The organism is Hyphomicrobium sp., assembly GCF_009026145.1.
Classification (GTDB): domain Bacteria; phylum Pseudomonadota; class Alphaproteobacteria; order Rhizobiales; family Hyphomicrobiaceae; genus Hyphomicrobium_A.
Genome location: NZ_WBUE01000031.1, coordinates 24,616 through 47,698, shown reverse-complemented (window position 1 = coordinate 47,698; position 23,083 = coordinate 24,616). Strand labels below are relative to the sequence as shown.

Sequence of the window (23,083 nt, the reverse complement as noted above, 5' to 3'; positions counted from 1 at the left end):
CGATGCTCGAGCACCATCCGGACGGCGCGTTCACGCACCTCCGGCGAGAACTTGCGGGATGTCTGGTGATTCTCCATGGCTCCAATCTCTCAAGATCTGGAGCCTCCGACAAACCCGGAGCGGTTCACAGACTTCAAATAGACCGGCTAGCTCACGGGTGGGCGGCCCGCGAATGCCGCCTTTCACGCAGGCGAAGATGCCTTCGCCACCAGGGCGAGGCTCGTCACGTTGCTGCCATCCTTGGTTAACCACGGGAGCGCGCCGACCGGCATCACCGCGATATCCGGGCATTCCCGACGCACCCGCTTTAGTGCGCGATCCGGCCCGACAATGACCCCGCTGCCTGCATAGAGCGGTCGACCTTCTGGATAGAAATCGTGCAGCAAGATCAATCCACCTGGTCGCAGCAGTCTGAGCGCGGCCGCCGTTTCCAGGTAAACGGCGCGCGCGCTGTGATCACCGTCGAGGAAGATGAAATCGTACTTCTCGTTGGTCGCGGTCATGAATTCGAGCGAAGGCCGCACCACAAACGTGACATGCCGCGCGCAATCGAGCGCCGCGAGCATGTCGCGCGGCGCTCGGTTCAGTCCGACACTTACCCAAGCACCGCTCTGCGGGTCATTGACGTCGGAGATGTCGACCGTGGTCAGCGTCCCATCCGGGGCCGCCGCGCGAAGCGCGCGCGCAATATGAAACGTAGATGCCCCCACGTGCGTACCGACCTCAAGAACGCTTCGTGGGTTCAGGGCATAGATAAGATGGTAAATTGCCCGCCGATCGCCCGGGTTGACGCCGCCGACCCACTCTCTCGCCCCAAACACGGATGCGACCGCCGCTTGATCGGTCTGCCACGCCTCGGCCGCGGACCTGTCGCCGAAGATTGCCTTCATATCCACATCGGCGGCAGGCCGCAGGTTGCGCGCATCAAAGGCCGCTCTTGGAGTGGAAAGAATCTGCACTGCGTCGCGCGCGCTCACGGCGGCACCCAGTGCCGACCGCGGCAACAGGGCCTTGATCAAAGGTCTCAGGACCAAGCAATGCTCTCCTTCAAGCGAACTCCGTCGCGAGACAGCTGCGCCCACATGTCGCCCACCCCTAACCCTCCCTCAAGGAATATCGCTTGCAGGGTCGGTGGGTGTCGGTCCTATTGGCAGATTCTCCCATTAGAGGAAGCGGGCGCCGCCGCGTAAGACGTGAATTTCGCGCTATCCTTTCAGTATCAAATACCTGTATCACTGCAATCTTTCCATCGGGGTCTGAGCCACATCGATGTGCGGAATTGCCGGCTTTCTCGATGCGCGCGCCCACGGGCGAAACGAGCAGTGGGAAGGCGTCGCGGCGGCGATGCAGCATTCGCTGCACCACCGCGGCCCGGACGACTGCGGGATTTGGATCGACACCGATGCCGGCATCGGCCTCGCCCATCTGCGCCTTTCCATCGTCGATCTCTCGCCGGCCGGACACCAGCCCATGGTCTCCGCGGATGGCCGCTACGTCATCGTCTACAACGGCGAGGTCTACAGCCACGAGCCGGTCCGCGCGAAGCTCCAAGAGCGCGGCGCCAAGTTCCGCGGTCACTCCGACACGGAAGTGGTCCTGGAATCGATCGCAGCTTACGGCATAAGTGCGACGGTCGATTGGATGATCGGCATGTTCGCGATCGGCCTGTGGGACCGCAAGGAGCGCACATTCACGCTGATCCGCGACCGGCTCGGCATCAAGCCGGTCTACTGGGCCAAGTTCGGCAGCCTGTTCCTATTCGGCTCGGAGCTCAAGGCGCTGCGCGCACATCCCGGCTGGCAGCCGCGCATCGACCGTCTCGCCGTCGCCGCGTATCTGCGGCAAAGCTACGTACCGGCACCGCACACGATCTACGAAGGTGTCTACAAGCTCGAATCCGGCTCGATCCTGACGTTGCCATGGGGCGGGGAGCCGCGGATCGAGAAGTTCTGGGACGCGCGCGCAATCGCCCGCGCCGGCATGATGCGGCCGCTCGCCGGCGACGACAGGGAGATGACCGACCGTCTCGAGGCGCTGCTGCAGGATGCCGTCAGGCGCCGCATGATGGCCGATGTGCCGCTCGGCGCCTTTCTGTCGGGTGGCGTCGATTCCTCGACCATCGTCGCGCTCATGCAGTCGGCCGGCATGGGAACGACGAGAACATTCTCTATCGGCTTTGACATCGCGAGCTACGACGAATCGCACCACGCCGCCGCGGTTGCAAGGCATCTGGGGACAGACCACTCCGAGCTCACTGTAACCGCCCAAGAAGCGCGCGATGTGATTCCGAGCCTGCCCAACATCTATGACGAGCCTTTTGCCGACTCCTCGCAGATCCCGACCTATCTTCTCTCGGCGCTGACCCGCAAGCACGTCACCGTCGCGCTCTCCGGCGACGGCGGTGACGAGCTTTTCGCTGGCTACAATCGCTATCAATTGGCGCGCAACGTTTGGCGCGGCGTCTCGCTCCTTCCGCGCACCGTGCGCGCTGCGATCGCCGACGGCATCACTTCCGTTTCGCCGAGCCGCTGGTCGCGCGGCGCGTCCATCCTGCCTAGACCTTTGCGCTACTCCGAGTTCGGCGACAAGATGCACAAAGTCGCGTCCGCCTTGCGGATTCCGGATGCCGGCTCGCTGTACCGACATCTCGTCACCCACTGGGATCCGGCTGAGGTGATGCCCGGCGCCGACGAACCGCGCGGACAGCTGTGGGATGCTAGCGTCGAACAAGACTTTCCCGATCTCCTCCAGCGCATGCAGTATCTCGATCTCGTTACGTATTTACCCGACGACATTCTCACGAAGGTAGACCGTGCGAGCATGGCGGTTGCGCTTGAGGCACGCGTCCCATTGCTCGATCACCGCGTCGTGGAGTTCGCATGGCGACTGCCGCAACACGCGAAGATCCGCGGCAGCAAGACCAAATGGCTTCTACGGCAAGTTCTCTATCGACACGTGCCGGAGCATCTTGTCGAGCGACCGAAGATGGGTTTCGGCATCCCGCTCGGTGATTGGCTCCGCGGCCCACTAAGGGACTGGGTCGATCACCTGCTCGACGAGCGCCGCCTGCGCGACGCGGGGTTGGTTGACCCCGTTGTCGTCCGAAGGCATTGGGACGAACATCGGGCCGGGATTCGGAATTCGCAGTTTCTCTTATGGGACGTGTTGATGCTCGAGGCCTGGCGCGAGCATTGGCTGCGCAACTGACCAGTGGACCATCTTTAGCCTGGGTTACACTTCGAGCCGCGAACCTTTGGCGCTGGCCGTAATCGAGGTTGGGCTCTTATCAAAAGGCTGCACAATCTGAGCATTTGACACTGATGGAGAGGGATCAAATTCGCGGAGGAGTGCCCAGCCGACGAGCGGTGAGCGCGACCTTCCTCCCGGAAGGTGCTTGCTCATAACTGGAGTCCGCTTCTGGTTATGACCGCGCTGAGCGATCCCGTCCGTGAACGTGTCCGAGACGAAATCCAGCGACGAGCGCTAGTCTTGCCCTGCGGAACGGCAGCGGGAGCCGGCGTGCCGAGTGCACGTTTGCGCCCGCCCGGTTTGCGAACCACCAGCTGCTGCTCGCGGTAGATGCGGAAGACTTTCTTGTGGTTCAGCGCAAGCCTTCCGCTTGAACTGTGGGTGCAGACGACGGTAGCCGAACCGGCGGCCCTGCGCCACCACCGCTCTAAAGCTCTGCGCAGCACATCGTCATCACTTCGTCGCCGATAGCGAAGACCCTCGGCGCGAGCCCGACGAGGGCGGCGCTGCGAATGGCCCTTTTCTTCGATCGCCCAGCTCACGGCGGCTCTGCTCGCAAGTGGGCGTCAGAAGCTTCTTGTCAGTATCTCTTTGAGGCTGGCGTTGTCGAGCACTGCTCGGCCAGCAGCTTCTTGAGCTTGCTGCTCTCGTCCTCGAGGGCGTTCATGCGCTTGGCATCCGCCACCTCCAGCCCGCCGAACCTCGACTTCCAAGCATAGAACGTCGCCGACGAGATTGCGTGCCGGCGGCACACTTCAGCCGTCGCCATGCCAGCTTCGTGCTCGGGCGGGGTCGCAATGATATGCAATTTCGAAAACCTGCCCTTACGCATCACGTCCGTCTCCTCTTCGGATCGACGGACTCTAGCTCAGATCGGGTACCCCTGACGGGACATAGTCAGCACGTCAGCGGCACGTCCAAGTGACTCATGAAGCTTAGGCAGGAGCAGACAACAGATTAAGTCAAAATATTGTGGATCCAGGACATTACTATTGTGAGCCACTCGTGCCTGCCGCGCGAGTCGAGGTCCGACTTCAAACCAACTGGCGCTGAATGCAGCGGATCCTTTGGCCCGAAGCTCGAATGATGGGCCGCTGTGCTCTTCGCACGATACCCCCCGGAAAGCTCACACTCGCGAGAGCGCAATCGGATGACGCCACACTTCAAACGCCGTTCGGTTCTCTGCTGCGGGCTCTGTCCCAATCTAGGAAGATTGCCCTGTGCGAAGCGTCTCAGATTCTATCTGTGTCATCGGGTCGGCTGTCTGGACGCGTGAGATCCAGTTTCGGTGCGCATACGGACCAATGGCAGCGATGACTGCGGCGATCGCAAGAAAATGCGAGCGAGCCTAATAAGACGGTAATTCATGCATGCTCTTCTTGACTTGCGCTAAGTGAGAACCCACCTCCGGCTCAACGTTATCCAAATTGAGTAGGCCCCTATCGCCCAATGTGCGCGGAGGTTGCGAGTGACATGTCCGTACGGGGTATCGCTATAGGATGCGGCCCATCTCGCCAAATAGTCTGAATATCCGCGACGGACGTACGCGATCAAACGCTCAAGACAAGCTCTGCACTCTTCTATTTTGGTGCTCTCTTGCAGCAGCGCTTGAAATGCTCACAGTGCTGCGGTAACTTTTGATCTACTGATTTGCCCGTATCGCACGTCCCCCGGCGTTCGATCAAGGGTGGAGCCGCTCGCTAACTCTGGTAGACTTGTCGGACCACAGAATTGGGCGGTTGATGACGACGGTCGCGCATATCATCACTGCGCTGCGCTCCGGTGGTGCCGAGCGGGTCCTTTATCTCGTGGCGACGCGCGGCCCTCAGGTACGCCATGTCGTCTATGCGCTGGCCGACGAAGGCTTCTACGGCGCGGAGCTACGCAGGCGCGGTATCGAGGTGCACAGCCTTGGCATGCGTAGTGGGCGCGTTCCCGGCGCCTCGCTAGTCCGGCTGATCAAGCTGCTGCGCGCGCAGCAGCCTGATATGATCATGACGTGGCTGTATCACGCAGACCTTATCGGCACGCTCGCTGGACGCCTAGCCGGCGTGCACCGAATTATCTGGAACCTGCGCTGTTCCAACTTCGTGTTCGCAGAGCATCCTCCGACGACTAGGCGCATTGTCACCCTGCTGGCGCGCCTCTCGCGCATACCCACAGCGGTCGCGGCCAACAGTATCGCCGGCCAACACGCGCACGAGGAGCTGGGGTATCGGCCACGACGCTGGATCTATTTGCCCAACGGCTTCGACACTAACGAGTGGCACCCGGACGATGCGGACCGCGCCAAAGTGCGGTGCGAATTAGGGCTGGCGGCCGATGACTTTCTGGTCGGCCGGATCGGCCGCGTCGATCCGCAGAAGGACATGCCAACCTTCCTCGCCGCCGCCAAAATGCTGGCTCAGCGTTACCCGAAGCTGCGGGTGCTGCTCGTCGGCGAGGGCACCGAGGAGCTCGAGCTGCCGCCCGAGCTGAAACCCGTAACGCTGGTGCTCGGCGTGCGTCACGATATGTATCGGCTGATGCGAGCGCTCGACCTCAACGTCTCATCATCGGCGTACGGCGAGGGCCTACCCAACGTCGTCGCCGAGGCGATGGCATCCGGGGTACCCTGCGTCGTCACGGATGTCGGCGACAGCGCCCTGCTCGTAGGCGGCGAAGGCGTTGTCGTTCCGCCACGCGATCAAGAAGGGTTGGCGCGGGGCATCGAGAAGATAATGACGAAATCACCGACAGAACGCTGGCGCATGGGGGTGCATGGCCGCACCCGCATTGACGAGGCGTATTCGATCGAAAGCTCACTGCTGCGCTATCGCGAGGTCTTCAGCGGCAGTGAAGGCGACAACTTCAAGTAGCGAGTCTAAGCAACGCGCGGCCGTGCCCTCACCGCATCGCCACTCAGAACAAGAGGCTGCCTCTCTCTCCCACCGGCAAGAACCTCTGTTGACGATCGCTCAGCGACCAGTAGAGCGGCTTGATGTCGAGCCGGTCGCGAACGAGGTAGAGTACACGTTCACGCGAATCCCACAGGGCGAAGGCAAAAACATGCCGATGAGAAGCCGGACGGCTGCCTCGACGCCACGGGCCTCGCAGGCCTCGATGATCACTTCGGGATCGGAGCCACCCTCGAAGTTGCAGCCGCCCGCCTGCAGCTCGGTGTCGCAGCCTCTCGAAGTTGAAGACCTCGCCATTGTAGATGACGCCGAAGCGGCCGCTGCGCGAGGGCAGGCCAAGCGGCGATAAGTCGACGATCAACAGCCGCCGGTGCGCCAGGCCTACGCGGTTTCTCCTGATCGACCCACACGTCGTCAGGCGCGGCGCGTCGGCCATCTCCTGTGCCGCGGCGCGCATGTCGAGTCAGCAAGTCCAGAATCCGGAAGCTCATTTTCGTCAGGTCGGAGCACGGCTTGTTCTGTCCGCGATCGAGCGCGCGGAAGCCACAGCGCATCAGCGCTACGTTCATCAGGAGACTTAGTTCGGCTCGAGGTAGAATATTTGCCGCCGTCCGCCCTTCAGCGGCTTGCTGTCGATGACCTTGAAGGTCGCCGCCAGGGAAGCGGCGAAGCTCTCAAGATCATAATCCTGATGCTTCTCTTTTTTGTTCATCAGAAGCTTCTGCACCATCTCGTCTTCCCGCGTCACGAATTCAATGATTACGCATGCGTTGAACCTGCCGAGCCATTGAATGAACGAGCTGATAGGGACGTTTGCGGAAATCACGATATGATGCACCAACGCTAGGCACACAATGAGGTCTGGCTTGGTCCGGCCGTCGAAAGCCTTGCGTTCCGCGCCGTTCCAGCCCTGGCCTGGAGAGGGATTTGCCAAGTCCATGACGACGGGCAGTATCTTGCTGCCCCCGGCTTCTTTCTCGCGCCGGTACAGCTTCTCCACCGCGTTGTGCTCGCTGTCGATCGAGACCACCAAGTCCGAATAGCTGCTGCACAAGCGTGAAAAGGTACCGGTGTTGCAGCCGATATCCCAGACGGTCGGCCAATGTCTGCGGCAAACCCACCTTTCCACGAACTGCTTCTTCTCCGCGAGCGCAGCGGCGTCGTAGGTATTGAAGTTCTCGTAGTGGGACCAAGCCGTGTGCTCGAGTTCGATGTCCAGGCGCTTGATCGTTCGTTCAAGACCCGTCGCAAGTCCCAAGAGCATCGCCTGCGAATGGTGGATCGCGCGTCGCTTGGCCGGAGCAGCGTCGCGCTCGGCTTTCGCGATGCGCGCCTCCATCGCCGCCGGAAACGCAATGTGGGCCAGGACACCCCGCTTTAATCGCTGCCAACGCGGAAAGAACTTGATTGCCTCGGATGCTGCGATCCCTTCGAGGTTTGCCCGCAGGAGCGGCGCAACGTCGATGTCACGGTGGGCCTTGAGGAGAAGTGGAATGAGGAAGTGCATACAGAACTGGCGATAGCCGATCCAGGCCTCGCCTTCGGCGGCGGGCTCGAACGATCCAACGTCAATGAACACGGGACGAGCGCCGCGCCACTGGATGTTGTACGCGCTTGCGTCCTTCATCGACCAGCCATGCGCAAGACACGACCTAAGAAGGTGGAGCTGCAAAAGCGCTGCGTCCTTCAACATCGAGAACGTCCATTCGTAAGGATACGAGATGAACGGAACTCTGTCGTGTTCAAGGACGAGACTGCGCCATTGGGGCGGCACGGCCTCGCACAAGGGATCGCCGCGATCAAGGGCGCGCGTGCCGACTATGGCCCCAGTTTGCAGAAGCTCGCGGAAGAAAACTTGCCGCGAGAGCAGCTCCCAATCGCACGCGGCTTCCGCGCTGAGCCCGCGTAGCACGCGGTTCGCAGCCAAGAAGACCCGATTAGACCTATCTCTGAAGGATCCCGGATCGGGCGCAAACGGGGCGCCCAGCCTGGGACGCTCGATCAGGGCTACTTCGGACAGGCTTTGCATGATGTGCGAAACCTGCAGGATTAATCGGAGCCGCGCCCCGCGACATCGGTGCCATGTGAAGCGTTCGCCTTTCCGGACAGCCTCGACCGAAACCCGGTGACAGCCCGTCGCATCGTGTAGCTGATGGCTCCGAAGAAGCCGAGCACTGCCGTGATGACAACGCTTGCAGACCCCGGATCAATATAGGCAAATGCCGCTGCCGAAGTACCGACCAGCAAAAGCATCGCCAGCAGCAGCACGTCGCACATATGAGATGACCGTGATTTTGTCGGCTCTTCATTCATATCTATAATCCCCGAACGGCTTTGCCCCTTCATACGGTGGCCGATAGTCGGCCATGGCCGGAAGCGGATCGCGCCCGTTGCCGAGACACCTGATCAATGCCCGCGCTACAAGCGTCATGGTGACGTATCCGCGCCTCTCTTCTTCATCGAAGACTTCGCTGCATACGTGCTTTGGCCAGACCGAAAGCGAGATGGCATGACGGTCGAGGACGAAGAATCGCCGCTCCTCTTCCGTCGTTAGCTCGTCGAATGCTTGACTATTTGAAAGCCAGAAGCCGTGATCGCCATAGACCAGTAGAATGGCACCCGGATCCTCCCGCTTCAGAAAAGCGACCCAAGCCGCGATCAGATCAGCGGCAATTTTCTCACGCTCAATGAATGTTTGGCGATACTCTATGCGATCGGCTTCCTTTGCATGATCGTAGCCCACCCTCACGTGCGCTGGCGCAAGCGTGTGCGCGACTGTCACCCACGGCCCGGCTGACCTTGCCGCATCACGGGCAGCGCGCTCCATCTGGTTGAACTTGAAGTGCCTCCACTCCGGATCCCAGCCTAGAGCTTGTAAACCCTCACTGACATTCCACCCCTTCAGCCATGGCTGCATTTGCGCGTGACAAAGGCCCAGGAACGCGTACTCACTACTGAACGCCAGAACATGCGTGCAGATGTCCCTACCATTTGAGACTTTATAGGCGTCTATATATTTGCCTTTGCTCCCCCCGAAAAACGGGTTCATGTACATCGTCTGGATCTTGTAGCCATTACCTCTGAATACCTCGAACAAGACACCTGGTCGCTCGCCATTGTAGAATTTGTGTTGTTCGTGAACCGGCAAACTGTCCCAAGCGCGAACATCAAGAGCGAGCAAGCTGTTGTAGAAATTCTTGGTGCCGACGCGATCGGCGAAGGAATTGCGAAACGTGCGGAAGCCATTGCCCCGCAATGCATCAGCGTAGTGCACCTGGCTGATGTGCAGATGGTCCTTCGCAATAGGTTCCGGGGTCAGTGCGTCGAGCCCCAGAAAGTATATGTTCGGCTTTCTGGCGAAGGTGACAGATCTAAATCTCAGCGACGAGTCGGCGGGAGGATGCCGCAGCAGAGAGAACAGGTCGCCTCCTGGTACGGAGGGAAGTAGAGAAGAAAGGAGTAACAGGGATGCAATGCCGAGGCCCCAGCACCTCACCAAGCCATTCTCCAAAATCAGCGATGCGAGGCAGAAGAAGGCGATGATCAGCGCGATGAACACGACGTACTGGTATGCTTGCGACAGCGTGCTGAAGTGGTGATAATGGATTAGAAGCAGAAGCAAGCAGTTAGTGGCAAGGAGGATGGCCATCAACAAGGCGATGATTGGGCGCCAGCACGTGCTGCGGCGCAAGAGCAGGTAGAGAGCGCCAACAATCGCGATCTGCGCCAGAACAACCGCCGCCACATAGCCGAGTACCAGAAGAGACTGCGCTGGCGAGAAGCTCGCGCCGCCAACCGAACTTGCATTCCACCAGAGAGAGAGATGATGCCGAGGAGAGCGAGGCTCGCCGCCACAGGCGACCGAAGCGCGCCTTTCATCGCAGTCCCCCCCCGACAGCACTACGACCCGCATCACACGGGTCCAGATCGATCTGGCTCCAGCCTAAACACTGACCGGAGCCTTTTGCTAAGGCCCTTGGCAAAGGGGCAAAGAGCCGTCGCAGGGTTTCACGCAACTGTCAAAATGTCAAGAATGATGCTGATTTCATTGGGGATAGTGGATTGTTCATGAACTTCGATTGGTCGGTGTGTGCTCATTGCAACACACCACTCACAGAACTCAAGAAGTGCGGACGTATGGGCCGCGCGGAGGATCCATTGCCTCGCAGGCAGTCATCAGCTCGGTAGCGTAGGGTCCGAGCATGGCCGCGCGACGTGAGCCTCTAGGAGGGGCACGCGGGCAAGCGTGATCGCCGCGATCTGCAAGCCATCGCTTATGAAGCTTGCCGAGCCAGCTTCAATCGCGCAACGCTGGCATCATGCTCACAGCTTGGGAACCTAGAACGGGCCGCGGAAATAGCGGTCGGGAACGTCGAGGAGGCTATCGGGGCGCACCTCCGGCATAGGCTGCTCGGGCAGGCCGGTGAGCCGACGTGCCGCGGCGGTGATCTCGAACTTGCGCGGATAGTAATAGTTGGCGAGCGCGCGCGTCGTGGGCGTCGGCACGTCAGGCAATGCAATGCGTACGGGCGGCGCCACCAAATCGCCGAAGGCTTGCTCGCTGACGCGGGCAACGACCTCGGCGGCAAAGCCCACCGATCGATGCCCAGTGTCGGCGACGATGAGCCTGCCTGTCTTCTTGACCGATTCGACCAGCGGGAGATCGTCGAACGGATTGAGCGTGCGGATGTCGATGACCTCTGCCTCGATACCTTCCTCGGCAAGATCGTTGGCGGCCTCCAGGGCCTCGATCGTCATGTACGAAGCCGCGGCGATGGTTACATCCGCTCCGCGTCGGGCAATATTGGGCGCACCGAGCGGAACCGTATAGTGGTCTTCCGGAACCTTGCCTTTGATATTGTAGAGCCAGCGGTGCTCGATGGAGATAACAGGGTTGTTGTCCTCGATCGCCGCGATCATCATGCCTTTGGCATCGTACGGCGTCGCCGGCATGATCACCTTGAGGCCGGGTATGTGGGCAAACCACGACTGCAGGCTTTGCGAATGCTGTGGCCCCTGCCCCCAACCGCGGCCGACGACGAGACGGATCACCATTGGCGCCGACTGCTGACCCCCGAACATGTAGTTCCACTTGGCCGCCTGGTTGACGATCTGGTCGATGGCGAGCAGCGCAAACTCGAGGCGGATGTGCGTCATCACCGGACGCATGCCGTTGATCGCCGTGCCCAGCGCCACGCCCGTCATGGCGTGCTCGGAAACCGGCATATCGACGACGCGCCCCGGCCCGAACTTCTCGATGAGGCCCTTGGTCGACCCAAAGATCGCGGCCGCATCAGGCGCCCCAAGCCCCATGATGTAAACTGACGGGTCGCGCGCCATGCAGATGTCCTGCGCCTCAGCTAGCGCCTGCGCGTAGGTGATTTCCCGCTCTGTTGTCATGGGTTGGTCTCGATCCTAAGATGCGAAGAGATCGGCGTTGAGCTGTGCGCGATCGGGGAACGTGCTTTGCTTGGCAAATGCCATGGCTTCTTCGATCTCGGCGGCGAAGCCGGCGCGCAGAGCATCGACGTCGGCTTGCGCGATCTGCCGCTCGGCGATCAGCCGGTCGGTCAGCAGCCGCAGTGGGTCGCGGGCCTTCCAGGAACCGAGCTCGCCGGGCGGGCGATAACCCAGATGCTCATCGCCAAGCGGGCCACAATGCTCGAGCCACCGGTAGGTCTTGAACTCCACGAACACCGGCCCGTTGCCGTCGCGCGCATGATCGACGGCACGGCCGGCGAGGTTGTAGACCTCGAAAGCGTCGTTCCCGTCACCGCTGAGTGTCAGCACTTTGTGACCCTTGGCGAGCTCGAACACCTCGCGCTCGGCGGGCTTGCGCACCGACAGTGGTGAAAGCACCGAATAGAGGTTGTTCTCGCAGACCATGACTACGGGAAGCTTGTGTAGGGCGGCGAAGTTGAGGCTCTCATGAAAGACGCCCGTCTCGGTTGCCGCATCACCGAAGTAGACGACGACGACGGTCGGCTCGCGGCGCATCTTCGCTGCAAAGGCAGCACCGACGCCGATGGGGATCGTGGCGCCGACGATCGGCACGGCACCGAGAAAGCCGCAGGAGCGGTCGATGAGATGCATCGAGCCGCCCTTGCCGCGGGCGCAGCCCGTTTCCTTGCCGTAGAGCTCGGCGAGCATCGGCTTCAGGCGGCCGCCCTTGGCGAGATAGTGCGCATGGCTGCGGTGCGCCGAGGTGACGAGGTCGTCAATGCGCAGATGTATCGAGACGCCCGCAGCGACGGCCTCCTGGCCGATACTGAAATGCGTCGGGCAGCGCATTTCCTGCTCGGTGTAGAGCTCGGCGATACGTTCCTCAATCAAGCGAATACGCAAGATGCTCGCCAGCAGCTCGCGACCGAGATTTGCGCCCGCTTCCGTATTCCGCAGCACCGCGTCCATGACTTCTGGTCCCTTTCACGCGCGCATGGTGAAGTCGGTTGGCCAATCCTTGAGATCGTCGAGATACTTCTCGGCCCAATCGACCATGTCTTGTATGCCCTCCTCGAGGCTGATCTGCGGCTCCCAGCCGACATCGCGCTTGATCGCCGAGGAATCCAGCCAATAGCGCGAATCCTGGCCAAGGCGCTCGCCGGTGACCTCGACCAGATCCTCGAAGGGCAGGTTCATGACCTTGGCTACCGTTTCCAGCAATCGACGGATGGAAATCGGCTCGGGAGGCCCCACGTTGTACACGGCGCCGAGCGGAGCCCTCTCAGCAACGAGATAAACGGCGCGCGCGACATCACGCGCGTGGATGTATGATTTTTCCGCTTTGCCGCCGCCGTGCAGCGGCACTTTTCGCCCTGTGAGACCGAAAACCACCGCCTTGGGGATCACCCGGTGCAAGAGCTGACCGGGACAATAGGCATTCGATGGACGGATGACGTTCATCGGAAAGCCGAGGTTCTGATGCACCGCGATCAGGCACAGGTCGAAGGCCGCCTTCGATGCCGAATAGGGGCTCGACGAGCGGATGGGCGCATCCTCCGGCGTTGCTGTCTCTACCGAGCCATAGAGCTCCGAGGTGCCGATCTGAATGAACCGCTCGAGGTAGTCGCGTTTAGAGAGAGTTTCTGCCAGCCGTGCCAATCCCATCGCGTTGGTTTCGAAGTAGCGCCACCAGTTCTTCCACGAGGCGGCACCCTCGCCTTGCGCCGCATAGCAGACGACAATGTTCGGCTTCTCGCGATCAAGCAGTTCCATAAGGAGATCGAGTTCATGCGTCACGTGATAGGCGTGATAAGAGTAGCGCTTGTCGCCCTTTCCCACATTCAAGGTAAACGGCTCGGGCTTCGGCGCCGCGCGCCCTATGCCCAATACACGCTCGGTGTCCGGTTGCTCGAGTAGGTACTTGGAGGTGTGGATTCCGAACGAGCCACCCCCGCCGAGGACCGCATAACGCTTCGCCATCATTCTCTCTCTGCCTGATTGTTATTAGGCCCGGCGCCGGAGGCGCCGAAGTCGTTGACGGACGGATCCATCTCCAGAACCGTCCAGTGGTAGTCGCCGTGGTATCCCGCCTCCGCGAACAGGGCGCGCCAGTCGGCGGGCTTCAGGAATGTTTTGGCCGTCAGACACCAACCGAGGAAAAAGTCACGCTCCGCGTCGTTGTGATAGGCATCCACCTGCACGTACGAACGACCGGGCGATAGACGTTCGGTCTCCTGGAGGGCGGTGATCAACCGGCTGCGCTCCAGATTGTGCAGCGTGTTTATGCTCACGACCGCGGCAAAGCTGCCGGAACCGAAGGGAAGAGCATCGGCGCTGCCGAGCACAAGCCGGCCCTTCGCCTCGGGCACGCAGTTAGTGATCGCATACTCCGATATATCGAGCCCGAACACTTCGAGCCCGGGACAGACGTCCATCAGATCCTTGACGAGAAACCCTTTCGCGCAGCCCACATCTAGAACACGCTGGCCGGCTTTCAGACCGAAGTGCTCGACGATATCGAGCGCGATCGGGATCCATCTCCCATCGTAGCGGTACCCGCCATAGCCCTGCTCGCGCGATCCATCAAAGTACTCGCGCCCAAAGCGAAGCGCCGCCGCCGCATTGATGGGATCGAGAGCGCGCGGGCGCGTCAGCTTCCGCTGGGTGCGCGGATAGTGCCGCATGAGGTTGATCTCGACCATTTCGCGTGTCTGCCGGCTGTTGGGATTACCCGTGGTGGCGCTTACCGCGCGCCGCTGCTTTTGCACGCCGCGCTTCTTGAATCGAGTTGTAGCGGCGACTCAGGAAGTAGCGCATCTGACGGACGCCGAAATCAAAGTGCGCTGACTTGAATGCGGTTGAGACCATCTTCATCCCGAACAGCGATAAGAGCGACGGACACCGTTGGAAGAAGGGCAACACGTCCGCGTTCTGGGGAGACTTCAGCACATCGAGAATGGACGTGAGAACCTTCTCCTGCGCCCTCCGCGCCTGCATCCCGATGCGCGAATAGGTGCGTTGGCGTTCGCGCATCAGGGCCAAGGTGTCGGGCACGACGCACGCCCCATGCCGGAGCGCCAAAAGATAGAAACCCAACCAATCGGCGTGCCAGCGCAGCTGAGCTGGAAATCCACCTTGCCGCAACAGCCAGTCGCGCCGTGCTAGCACCGTATTACCTGACATCCACAGGTACCGGCTAGGGAGCACCTCCATGAAATCTGCTGGTGAAAGGTACTCGGGTAGCGATGCCAAATCGAATGCCCCACCGTGCGAACGCAGATTATAAGTGCGCACTCCTGGGACGCCGTCGACGAACACCCCCAGTGCCGAAAAGCACAAGCCGGCGCGCGGATTCCTGCGGAGCACGGCGAGTGAGCTCTCCACGAAGTTCGGCAACAGCAGGTCGTCGGACGCGGCCCACACAACATAGTCGCCTTTCGCAACGTCGAGAGCGCGACCGATGGCCGACAAAGAACCACGATTGTAGTCGCTGGTGAGCACCGTCACATTGGAGCGCCCCTCCGCATACTCCTTCATCACGGCCACGCTGTCGTCCGTCGAGCCGTCATCAATGAGGATGATCTCGTCGGCGGAACGACTCTGCGCGGCGATCCCGGCGAGCGAGGACGGCAGGAAGTGAGCATTGTTGTAGTTGGCAAGCAGGATCGAGACCGTCGGCGAATAATCAATGGGGGCTGCGAGCGGGCGTCGTCTTGGAGTCGGTTTGGCTGGCGGTTGTCGATCGACAACCATCTCGAAGAAAGCTGGATCGGTGGGCGCCGCGCGGTCGAGTGAAACCTCCCACTGATCGGGGACTTGATAGGCACACTTGTCAATCACGATGCCGTCATGGGGATTTTCGTACCGGTAGTATTCCTTGATGAAGACGCGGCTGCCGGTCACACGATAGATCTGCGACAGCATATTCTCCATCTGATTTTGAAACATTTCGTGCAGCGAACTGATGTTGATAGACACGTCGAAGTAGCCATCCGGGATCAGCTCGATTTGGTTCGCGGTGAAGAACGCGATGTCCGCCTCGTCAAGCTCAGCTTCGATGTCGGCGAATTTCTCGAAGTGCCGGAATTTGAACACCCGCTTTTCCGGGAATAGTGTCGAGATGTACCATTGGGAAATGAACAGCGCCGGAGCGATGTCGAAAATGAAATATCGGCTCGGCGCGGCCTGCAGCATGACGTATGCAAGTCGTCCGTAGCCGGCGCCGATCTCGGCCACCTTCAGCGCCCCGTCGGTCGGCGACTTGAGGCTACGCAGTATCGTATTCACTTCGATTATGGAGTTTGCCAAGTCCTGGGACACGAGGCGCCCGTCCTTCATTACCTTGATCGGCTCCCCGAGCAGAGGCTCCGAAAGCCGATCGGTAAGTTTCAGCGTGTCGTAGGATGAGGCAAACTCCCACAGCATTGATACGAGCTTGCGATAGCGGTCGATCGCCTTTGTGCGCTCCGTTTCGAATATCCGCCGATGCGGCCTGATGAGGCGGCCGTTGCTCAATTTGTCAGGGTCAATGATCCTGTAGTCTTGGATATTGCTCAGCGCATCCTTATCGGAAATGTCCTCCATCCACTGTAGCTGCGGATGATCGTCTCCGGATGGCAGCGTGCAGAAGTAGCTGCGGCTAATCGTGCGCTTGAACCGCTCCAGAGCCTCCTGCCGGAGGATCTCCATATGAATGTTTTCGTAGTACTTCCAGAACTGCGATGGTCGATACAGCTCCGAGGCCGTATCGAGCTCGCGGTGCATAGCGTCGATGGCCATGCGGTGCTCGTCGCGCAAGCAGTCCGCGCCCACATCGCTAAGGTTGACAAAGGTGTCGTCGCGCCCATGACTGTAAGCATCGAGCGCAATCCGACCTACGCCTTGGTCGATCCTCACACCGGAGCGATGCAGGTACCAAGCTACCCGGCTATGACCGCTTAGCGCGGCCAATCTCAAGGCTGCACCGTTCTCGTGGTTTATGTTTACGCCGTTGCGGTGCAGGTAGATGACGACCATCAGATGTCCATTGGACGCCGCCGCAAGCAGCGCCTCGCCGGCGTCGGAGACGTCGGCTCCAGCCCGGTGCATGCGAACGATCGTCTTCAGATCTCCCAGCTCGGCGGCGCGCTGCAGGATCTTGCCAGTGTTCTCGGGCCACCGGCCGGACATCTGCATAACATACTTGAACAGGGCGATGTTGCCGGTCTCAGCCGCGGCGGTGACGAGCTCGTCGATGATGGGACGGTGGTATGCCCCTGTCTCAATCACGAAACGGACGACGTCCAAGTTTCCAGACCGGATAGCATCGAGAGCGACCGGATTCTTTGCGCTTTCGATGTTTGCGCCGTTGGCAACGAGCCATTTGACGACGTCGAGATGCCCGCGACGCGCAGCAAACCGCACAGCAGCATCTGCATCATGATGGACGTCGGGCTGTGGATCACCCACCCACAGGGCCTGCAGGCTGGCAAGATCACCCGCCTGGGACATGAGACTGAAGGCTCGATTTACGAGCTGTGGCGTGCGCCCGAGGGAGTCGAGCAGATACGCTGTCACCTCGGTCCGCAGATTGAAGATGGCCAAGCTGAGCGCGCCCAGCTTGCGTTCGACCAGCGCCGCACGCTGCTCGACGAGATAGCGCACGATATCGATGTGCCCATTGGCGGCCGCAATCTCAAGAATGCCTGTGCCGAGGCTATCGAGTGCTTTACTGGCGGGAGTAATGCGGCGGACGGCATCGATGTCTCCCGTGACCACCGCGCGCAGCAATTCCCTCTGTGCGAGGCACCAGGAAATGTCCAGATGCGCGTCCTTATTGCGTAACGGCTTCATTGTCTAGACCAGGTTCACGCAGGTGGCAGGTAAATAGGCGAGCCCAACGAAGCGTTCGGGCGCCAGCACCTGCAGATGAATTAGGCTCTCGCGCACGTCGAGCATCTCTCTGTCATCACTAGCGACCGCAAGCTCGCAGAAACAGTCGCCCGCCGGCAGGTTGGCCACGAGCCGGAAGGAATAGTCACCGTATTCACCAGCCTTCCTAGGAAGCGACGGCATCGAAAGCCAATCAGAATTCGTGCTGAAGACAAGGACGCCCTCTTTCGTGCGTACAGTCAGTCCGACGATGGGGCGCAGAACATCGACGAAATAGTGGACTCGGAACTGGATTTCGAGCGGCTGTCCCGTTTGGATGATACCCGCCTCGTTGATGCCGTCCGAGGTGATGGCGTAGTCGACGATCTTGGCCGCGCCGCTGCCGTAGCGGAATTCACTGCAATTGTAGCTCGCGCGCAGATCGGCGACGTCCTCGTCTGGGTTTTCCCCATTTGCATTGAGCAGACCCTTGCGCGCGGTTCGACCATTGAGCTTGGCGTGGCCATTGACTGACGGCAACGGCCTTTCCTCGGGCTGATCGGGCTTCCCGGTGGAGAGAATACGGCTATAGAGCTCGACAATCTCGCGCGGTGCGCCCGTCTTGACCAACTGGCCCTTGTGCAAGAGTGCGGCAACGTCGCAAATTTCCGGCACCTGTTGGCGATTGTGCGTCACATAGAGAATGGTCTTTCCAGATCTGCGGAACTCGCGGATGCGCCGGAAACACTTGTCGACAAAACGCGCATCACCAACCGACAATGCCTCATCGATGACAAGGATATCGGCGTCGACGTGCACAGCGGTCGCAAAAGCGACACGCGCATACATGCCGGACGAGTAGGTTCGCATCGGCTGCTCAAAAAACTCGCCTATATCCGCAAACACCTGGATATCGCGCATGCGCGATTCCATCTGGCGCCTGCTGAGGCCCATCAGCGCCCCATTCATCATGACGTTTTCGCGCCCGGTGAAGTCCGCGTTGAACCCGGCTCCGAGTTCGAGCAACGCGGCAACCTTGCCGTTGATCTTCAGCTCGCCCTCGGTGGGCTGCAGAACAGAGCTGACGATCTGCAGCAGAGTTGATTTACCGGACCCGTTCATGCCGAGCAGGCCGACGGTCTGCCCCGCCTCGACGGTGAGGTTGATGTCCCGCAATGCCCAGAAGTCGCGATGATAGCTGCGCCGCCACGGATCCAGGGCCTCCAAAAGGCGATGATGGGGCTTGTCGTACAATCGATATTTCTTTGCCAAGTTGCGGATTTCGACCGCGGGCATCGACATCGCGCGCTCCTACATCACGTCTGCAAAGTGCGACTTGAGGCGCAAGAAGATGCCTGGCCCGAGCAAAGCGAGAAGACCAACACTAACGCCGAAGGCCATGGCGGCCGCGGACCACTCCCAGGGCGGCTGTCCATAGATGAGAGCGCCGCGATAGGTCTCGACGACAAATACCATCGGATTGAGTTGCATCAGCGTGCGCAGGTTCGGCGACAGCATCGACAGCTCCCAGACGATGGGCGTCATCCAGAACCACAGCGAGATGATGACGCCGACGAGTTGCCCAACATCGCGCTGGAAGACATTGAGTGCGGCTAGAACCCATCCGAGGCAGAGCGCGAAGACCATCATCGCGGGAAAGGCGAGGAAGAGGTAGAGGGTGTAGAAAGTCGGCCAGACGCCATAGAACATGAGCAGCATGACCAGAAAGACTAGCATGCAGGCATGCACGATGGCTGCGGAGATGATCGGCGCGACCGGCAGTATCTCAATGGGAAAGGCGATCTTCTTGACGAGGTATTGATGCTCAAACACCGAGTTGGTGGCGTTGTTGAGGGCATCGGCAAACGCCATCCACGGAATGAGGCCACAGAAGAGCACGAGGAAGTAGGGGACATCCGTATTGGCTGCGCTGAGCCGCAGCCCATATGAGAAGACGAACCAGAAGACGAACAGGTTCATCAACGGCAGGGCAATTGCCCAGGCGATGCCGCCGGCCGTCGCCGAATAGCGGTTCTTCAAGCTGCGAATGGATAAACGTCCAACCACGACACGGTAGGACCAGATCGTGCTCAGCGTTCGTGTTAGCGCCACGTTCATCCAAAGGTCCTCAAGGCAGTTCGGCGATGATCCGCTTTTATACATATTGGTCGAGCGCTCCTAGCACCGGCTCGTGATTGAGTTTGGTCGCAATGGCCGACTTTAGGAAGCTGTTGTACAAGCGATAGCGCCGCACGGAGCCATCGCAGGTACGCCGCTCCACCGCACGGTCCTTGCCGCCAGCAAAGCGAGCAACGTAGTGATGTGGCTTGAACCCAGGAGCTAACCGGTCACGCACGTAACGCAGCGGCGTAGCGAGGCGCAAGAGTGTTGAGGGAACATTCCCCCCCACATAGAGCTGCAGCCACACATCTTTCATGATGTCATCACGGCCACGGCCCTTGACCACCTGATCCGTCAACCAGTCGAGGAACTTCGGCCGCGTGAACTCCGACAAGTATGTGAGATGGATGAGATCGAGTACCTTCGCCGTGTCATCACCTTCACGTGCCACGCCGACCTCACGCAAATTGGCTTCGAGAACATCGCGATAGGTGCGGTACTGGGCAAACAAAGTCTCGGGGGAGTTGAGCATCGATTCGACGGGATGCCATTGCTCGTACCGCTCCGACGGGCGCAGTGAGCGTCCGTAGTAAAATACCGGCAGGCGCGCACTCTTACCACGCACCAGAGTTATAGCGCCGGCGCCCAACTCATGCCCGAGCAGGCTGCGCAGGCCCTGCACATCCTGCAGGGCCCGCTGCTTCACCGGCGTGCGATAAACACCGTAGGTCACGGCCTCGTAACGACGGAACAGGCAGCGCAGCCGCTCAATCGGCGTCGCATCGTCGATGGAGCGCGAGGCATAGACGACCGTCGTCAAACCAATGTGGTCGGTGTTGTAGAATGTGAAGTAATGCCCATGCGCCACCGCCACGTCGGGATGCGAGATGAGATGGTGGACAATCGGCTCCAGCGAGTCGACGAGCACGATATCGTCATCGGCGCACATGGAGCAGAACGGCGTCGTCACCTGCATAACCCCGCGCCAGAACTTCTCGAAGGGCGGCATCTCCGACGGGAATTGCAGATGCCACACCTTCAGCGGCAACGCAGCGATCGTTGCAGCGTTTTCTTTGCGCGAAGCGGGCGTTCCAGAATCGAGCACGAGGATTTGGAACGCTACCTTCTCGCGCGCCAAGTATTGTAGTAGCCGACGTAACTCCTCCGGGCGCGAGTAGGTGGGAATGATCAGGCTATATTGCTCGGCAAGCTGCATTGCGTTCCTTGCGTTCGCGGCGATTGCGTTCGGTTCACTTAGGCCGCCGGGAAAGGACGGCAATCCGTCCACGCCAATTGTCGATAGTGCGGTCGAGACCATCTTCGAGAGATACACTCGCCGACCACCCACACGCCCGCTGCATGCTCGTCCTGTCAGCGACGACAAAGTCGGGATCGTTCGGCGGGCGCGGGCGCGCGCCAAAGCACACGAGTTCGGCTCCGCGCAGCCGGTTCGCAATGCGTGAGACAACATCGCGCAACTCGGTGGCAGCGCCTGAGCCGATGTTGAACGCACCCAACGCGTCGGACTGAAGCAGCGTGCACAGCGCATCGGCGACGTCGGTTACGTAGATGAAATCGCGCGTCTGACGCCCGTCCGTGCAGGCGAACTCGCGGCGCTGGAGGATGCACTCGATGGCTCCCGGGATGAGTCGCCCCGCGGGCTCGTCAGGACCGTACGGGAAGAATAGCCGCGCCCAGGCTCCGTCCAGCGCGCTCGTCATGCGCAGAGCCTCGAAGGCGTGGAACAATCCGGCCTTGGCGTGGCCATAGACCGTGTCAGGCCGCAACGGCGTTGTCTCCTCCTGCAGCGGCGCATTACTCGCGGCGTACTCGGCGCACGTGCCCGACACGACGACACGTGCACCAGCGGCCGCGCACGCCTGCAGCAAGGCTGCGCCCGCCGTCATCCACGCGAGGTTCTCCGCGCTCGACCAGAACACGCCCGGCTTGGTAATCCAGGCAAGATGCAGCACGTGTGATGGCTGCAAGGCTTTGACCACCGCGTGACAGGCAGCGGGATCGAGCAGGTCGTAGCGGTGCCAAGTGACATCGGGCGTCCGGGACGCCGGCTCGCGCAACGAGATGCCGTGAACGTCAAACCCGCGCTCCAGCAGCTTCGGGACGCAGTGACGGCCGACGAAGCCCGTTGCTCCCGTAACCAGCACCTTTGGCTTTGCGCCGGTCACGACCCGTAATCCGGATAGGCCGCATCGCGTGGCGAAAGGATCGGCTCGCCGCCGGGCCAGTCAATGGCGAAGGCTGGATCGTTCCAGCGCACACCGCTGGCGGCGCCGGACACGAACGGCGTTGACATCTGGTAAAGCACCTCGGTGGCGTCTCTTAGCGTCTTGAAGCCGTGCGCGAAGCCTTTGGGCACGTACATGGCGCAGCAATTGTCGGCGGTGAGCTCTTTGGCAAACCACTTGTTGCGCGTCGCCGACTGTGGGCGCAGGTCGATGATCACATCCCACAAGGCTCCGCGGGTGCAGCGAACGAGCTTGTCCTCCTCGTGCGGCGCTGACTGAAAATGCATGCCGCGCAAAGTATCGCGCCGGCTATTGAACGAAATGCTGCACTGCGCGACGCACGGCGCAAGGCCGTGCGTCTCGAACTCCCGGGCGCAGAACGTGCGCGCAAAGAAACCGCGCTGGTCCTCGAGCTTGTCGATCTCGACGACGAAAGCGCCGTGCAGCGGCGTCTCGATCAACCGCATAGTTGCGTACACAATGACATCGAGGACGGTGCCATCACGGCCACATCTTCCACGCCGCCCGCCCCGATTCCCAGATTTGCTCGAGCTGGCGCTTGTCGCGCAGCGTATCCATGCACTGCCAGAAGTCGCCATGCTGGTAGGCGGCAAGCTGCCCCTCGCGCGCCAACTCCTCCAGAACATCGCTTTCGAGGCTGCTCTCATCGCCCGCGATGCGATCGAGGACGGCGGGCTCGAGCACCATGAAGCCGCCGTTGATCCAGCCCTCGCCGATCTGCGGCTTCTCGCTGAACTGCTTGATGAGGCCGTCGCCATCGAACGCCAGACCGCCGAAGCGCGACGGCGGGCGCACGGCAGTGATCGTCGCCAGGCGCCCGTGCGCCTTGTGGCACGCGATTAGCTTGGTAAGGTCGACGTCGGCTACGCCATCGCCGTAGGTGAGCATGAACGGCTCACCCTTGAGCAGTGGAGCAAGGCGGCGCAACCGCCCGCCGGTCATTGTCTCGGCGCCCGTCTCGATGAGGTCGATCACCCAACGCTCGGGCGGCGCCGAGCGCGGCGTCACCTGCGCTGCCGCGCAATCGACGGTGATGCTGCCGCCGAGCAGTTGAAACTCGTAGAAGAAGCGCTTGATGACGTCGCCCTTGTAACCGAGCGCGACGATGAAATGATTGAACCCCTGGGCACCGTAGATCTTCATAATGTGCCAGAGGATCGGCCGGCCGCTGATCTCGACCATGGGCTTCGGCACCACGGATGTCTCCTCGGCGAGACGCGTGCCAAGTCCACCAGCCAGTATGACCACCTTCACGTG

The 23,083-nt window shown here is 60.8% G+C and carries 19 protein-coding genes; 2 read left to right on the top strand and 17 right to left on the bottom strand.

Annotated features, from left to right (window positions below; all coding sequences use genetic code 11):
• Positions 1-182: 182 nt before the first annotated feature.
• Entirely contained in the window at positions 183-1,034 is an 852-nt protein-coding gene (locus F9K20_RS18450) for an O-methyltransferase (RefSeq protein WP_291005358.1), read from the bottom strand.
• A 235-nt stretch (positions 1,035-1,269) separates the two neighbouring features.
• On the opposite strand from F9K20_RS18450, the gene asnB reads away from it, so the two are divergent.
• Positions 1,270-3,207 carry an asparagine synthase (glutamine-hydrolyzing) gene (gene asnB / locus F9K20_RS18445; RefSeq protein ID WP_291005355.1) on the top strand — a complete coding sequence of 646 codons (1,938 nt, stop codon included), beginning with the start codon at positions 1,270-1,272 and terminating at the stop codon, positions 3,205-3,207.
• A 622-nt stretch (positions 3,208-3,829) separates the two neighbouring features.
• On the opposite strand, the gene F9K20_RS18440 is transcribed toward asnB, so the two are convergent.
• Positions 3,830-4,081: a transposase gene (locus F9K20_RS18440; protein WP_291005352.1), complete on the bottom strand. Its 252-nt coding sequence runs from the start codon at positions 4,079-4,081 to the stop codon at positions 3,830-3,832.
• 910 nt (positions 4,082-4,991) lie between these two features.
• Between F9K20_RS18440 and F9K20_RS18435 the strand changes: the two genes are divergently transcribed.
• The gene (locus F9K20_RS18435; RefSeq protein WP_291005349.1) at positions 4,992-6,107 is read left to right on the top strand and encodes a glycosyltransferase; all 1,116 of its coding nucleotides are present in this window, start codon (positions 4,992-4,994) and stop codon (positions 6,105-6,107) included.
• Between the two features lie 43 nt (positions 6,108-6,150).
• Here F9K20_RS18435 and F9K20_RS18430 read toward each other — a convergent pair whose 3' ends face one another.
• The 15 genes from F9K20_RS18430 to rfbF all read right to left on the bottom strand — a co-directional run bounded on the left by F9K20_RS18430 (position 6,151) and on the right by rfbF (position 23,080).
• Positions 6,151-6,582, bottom strand: coding sequence for a hypothetical protein (locus tag F9K20_RS18430; RefSeq protein WP_291005346.1), 432 nt, complete (start codon positions 6,580-6,582; stop codon positions 6,151-6,153).
• Positions 6,583-6,723: 141 nt separating this feature from the next.
• The gene (locus tag F9K20_RS18425) at positions 6,724-8,175 is read right to left on the bottom strand and encodes a hypothetical protein (protein ID WP_291005343.1); all 1,452 of its coding nucleotides are present in this window, start codon (positions 8,173-8,175) and stop codon (positions 6,724-6,726) included.
• A gap of 20 nt (positions 8,176-8,195) precedes the next feature.
• Positions 8,196-8,459 (bottom strand): hypothetical protein, encoded by a 264-nt coding sequence (locus tag F9K20_RS18420; RefSeq protein WP_291005340.1) that lies wholly within the window; start codon positions 8,457-8,459, stop codon positions 8,196-8,198.
• Positions 8,452-10,059: a hypothetical protein gene (locus tag F9K20_RS18415; RefSeq protein WP_291005337.1), complete on the bottom strand. Its 1,608-nt coding sequence runs from the start codon at positions 10,057-10,059 to the stop codon at positions 8,452-8,454. Before F9K20_RS18415 ends, F9K20_RS18420 begins: the two co-directional genes overlap by 8 nt.
• A 425-nt stretch (positions 10,060-10,484) precedes the next feature.
• Positions 10,485-11,546, bottom strand: coding sequence for an alpha-ketoacid dehydrogenase subunit beta (locus tag F9K20_RS18410; RefSeq protein WP_291005335.1), 1,062 nt, complete (start codon positions 11,544-11,546; stop codon positions 10,485-10,487).
• A gap of 15 nt (positions 11,547-11,561) precedes the next feature.
• Entirely contained in the window at positions 11,562-12,557 is a 996-nt protein-coding gene (locus tag F9K20_RS18405) for a thiamine pyrophosphate-dependent dehydrogenase E1 component subunit alpha (protein ID WP_291005332.1), read from the bottom strand.
• Between the two features lie 15 nt (positions 12,558-12,572).
• Positions 12,573-13,571 carry an NAD(P)-dependent oxidoreductase gene (locus tag F9K20_RS18400; protein WP_291005329.1) on the bottom strand — a complete coding sequence of 333 codons (999 nt, stop codon included), beginning with the start codon at positions 13,569-13,571 and terminating at the stop codon, positions 12,573-12,575.
• Positions 13,568-14,356 (bottom strand): class I SAM-dependent methyltransferase, encoded by a 789-nt coding sequence (locus tag F9K20_RS18395; RefSeq protein WP_291005326.1) that lies wholly within the window; start codon positions 14,354-14,356, stop codon positions 13,568-13,570. Before F9K20_RS18395 ends, F9K20_RS18400 begins: the two co-directional genes overlap by 4 nt.
• Positions 14,316-17,420 carry a putative sugar O-methyltransferase gene (locus tag F9K20_RS18390; RefSeq protein WP_291005323.1) on the bottom strand — a complete coding sequence of 1,035 codons (3,105 nt, stop codon included), beginning with the start codon at positions 17,418-17,420 and terminating at the stop codon, positions 14,316-14,318. The genes F9K20_RS18395 and F9K20_RS18390 overlap by 41 nt, the downstream gene beginning before the upstream one ends.
• 3 nt (positions 17,421-17,423) lie before the next feature.
• On the bottom strand, positions 17,424-18,740 hold the full coding sequence (locus tag F9K20_RS18385) for an ABC transporter ATP-binding protein (RefSeq protein ID WP_291005321.1): 1,317 nt from the start codon (positions 18,738-18,740) through the stop codon (positions 17,424-17,426).
• A gap of 9 nt (positions 18,741-18,749) precedes the next feature.
• Positions 18,750-19,556 carry an ABC transporter permease gene (locus F9K20_RS18380; RefSeq protein WP_291005318.1) on the bottom strand — a complete coding sequence of 269 codons (807 nt, stop codon included), beginning with the start codon at positions 19,554-19,556 and terminating at the stop codon, positions 18,750-18,752.
• A gap of 37 nt (positions 19,557-19,593) precedes the next feature.
• Positions 19,594-20,775 carry a TIGR00180 family glycosyltransferase gene (locus F9K20_RS18375; RefSeq protein WP_291005315.1) on the bottom strand — a complete coding sequence of 394 codons (1,182 nt, stop codon included), beginning with the start codon at positions 20,773-20,775 and terminating at the stop codon, positions 19,594-19,596.
• A 34-nt stretch (positions 20,776-20,809) separates the two neighbouring features.
• Positions 20,810-21,745: an NAD(P)-dependent oxidoreductase gene (locus tag F9K20_RS18370; RefSeq protein ID WP_291005312.1), complete on the bottom strand. Its 936-nt coding sequence runs from the start codon at positions 21,743-21,745 to the stop codon at positions 20,810-20,812.
• Positions 21,742-22,272 (bottom strand): dTDP-4-dehydrorhamnose 3,5-epimerase family protein, encoded by a 531-nt coding sequence (locus F9K20_RS18365; RefSeq protein ID WP_291005309.1) that lies wholly within the window; start codon positions 22,270-22,272, stop codon positions 21,742-21,744. Before F9K20_RS18365 ends, F9K20_RS18370 begins: the two co-directional genes overlap by 4 nt.
• Before the next feature lie 34 nt (positions 22,273-22,306).
• The gene (rfbF, locus tag F9K20_RS18360; protein ID WP_291005307.1) at positions 22,307-23,080 is read right to left on the bottom strand and encodes a glucose-1-phosphate cytidylyltransferase; all 774 of its coding nucleotides are present in this window, start codon (positions 23,078-23,080) and stop codon (positions 22,307-22,309) included.
• Positions 23,081-23,083: the final 3 nt, after the last annotated feature.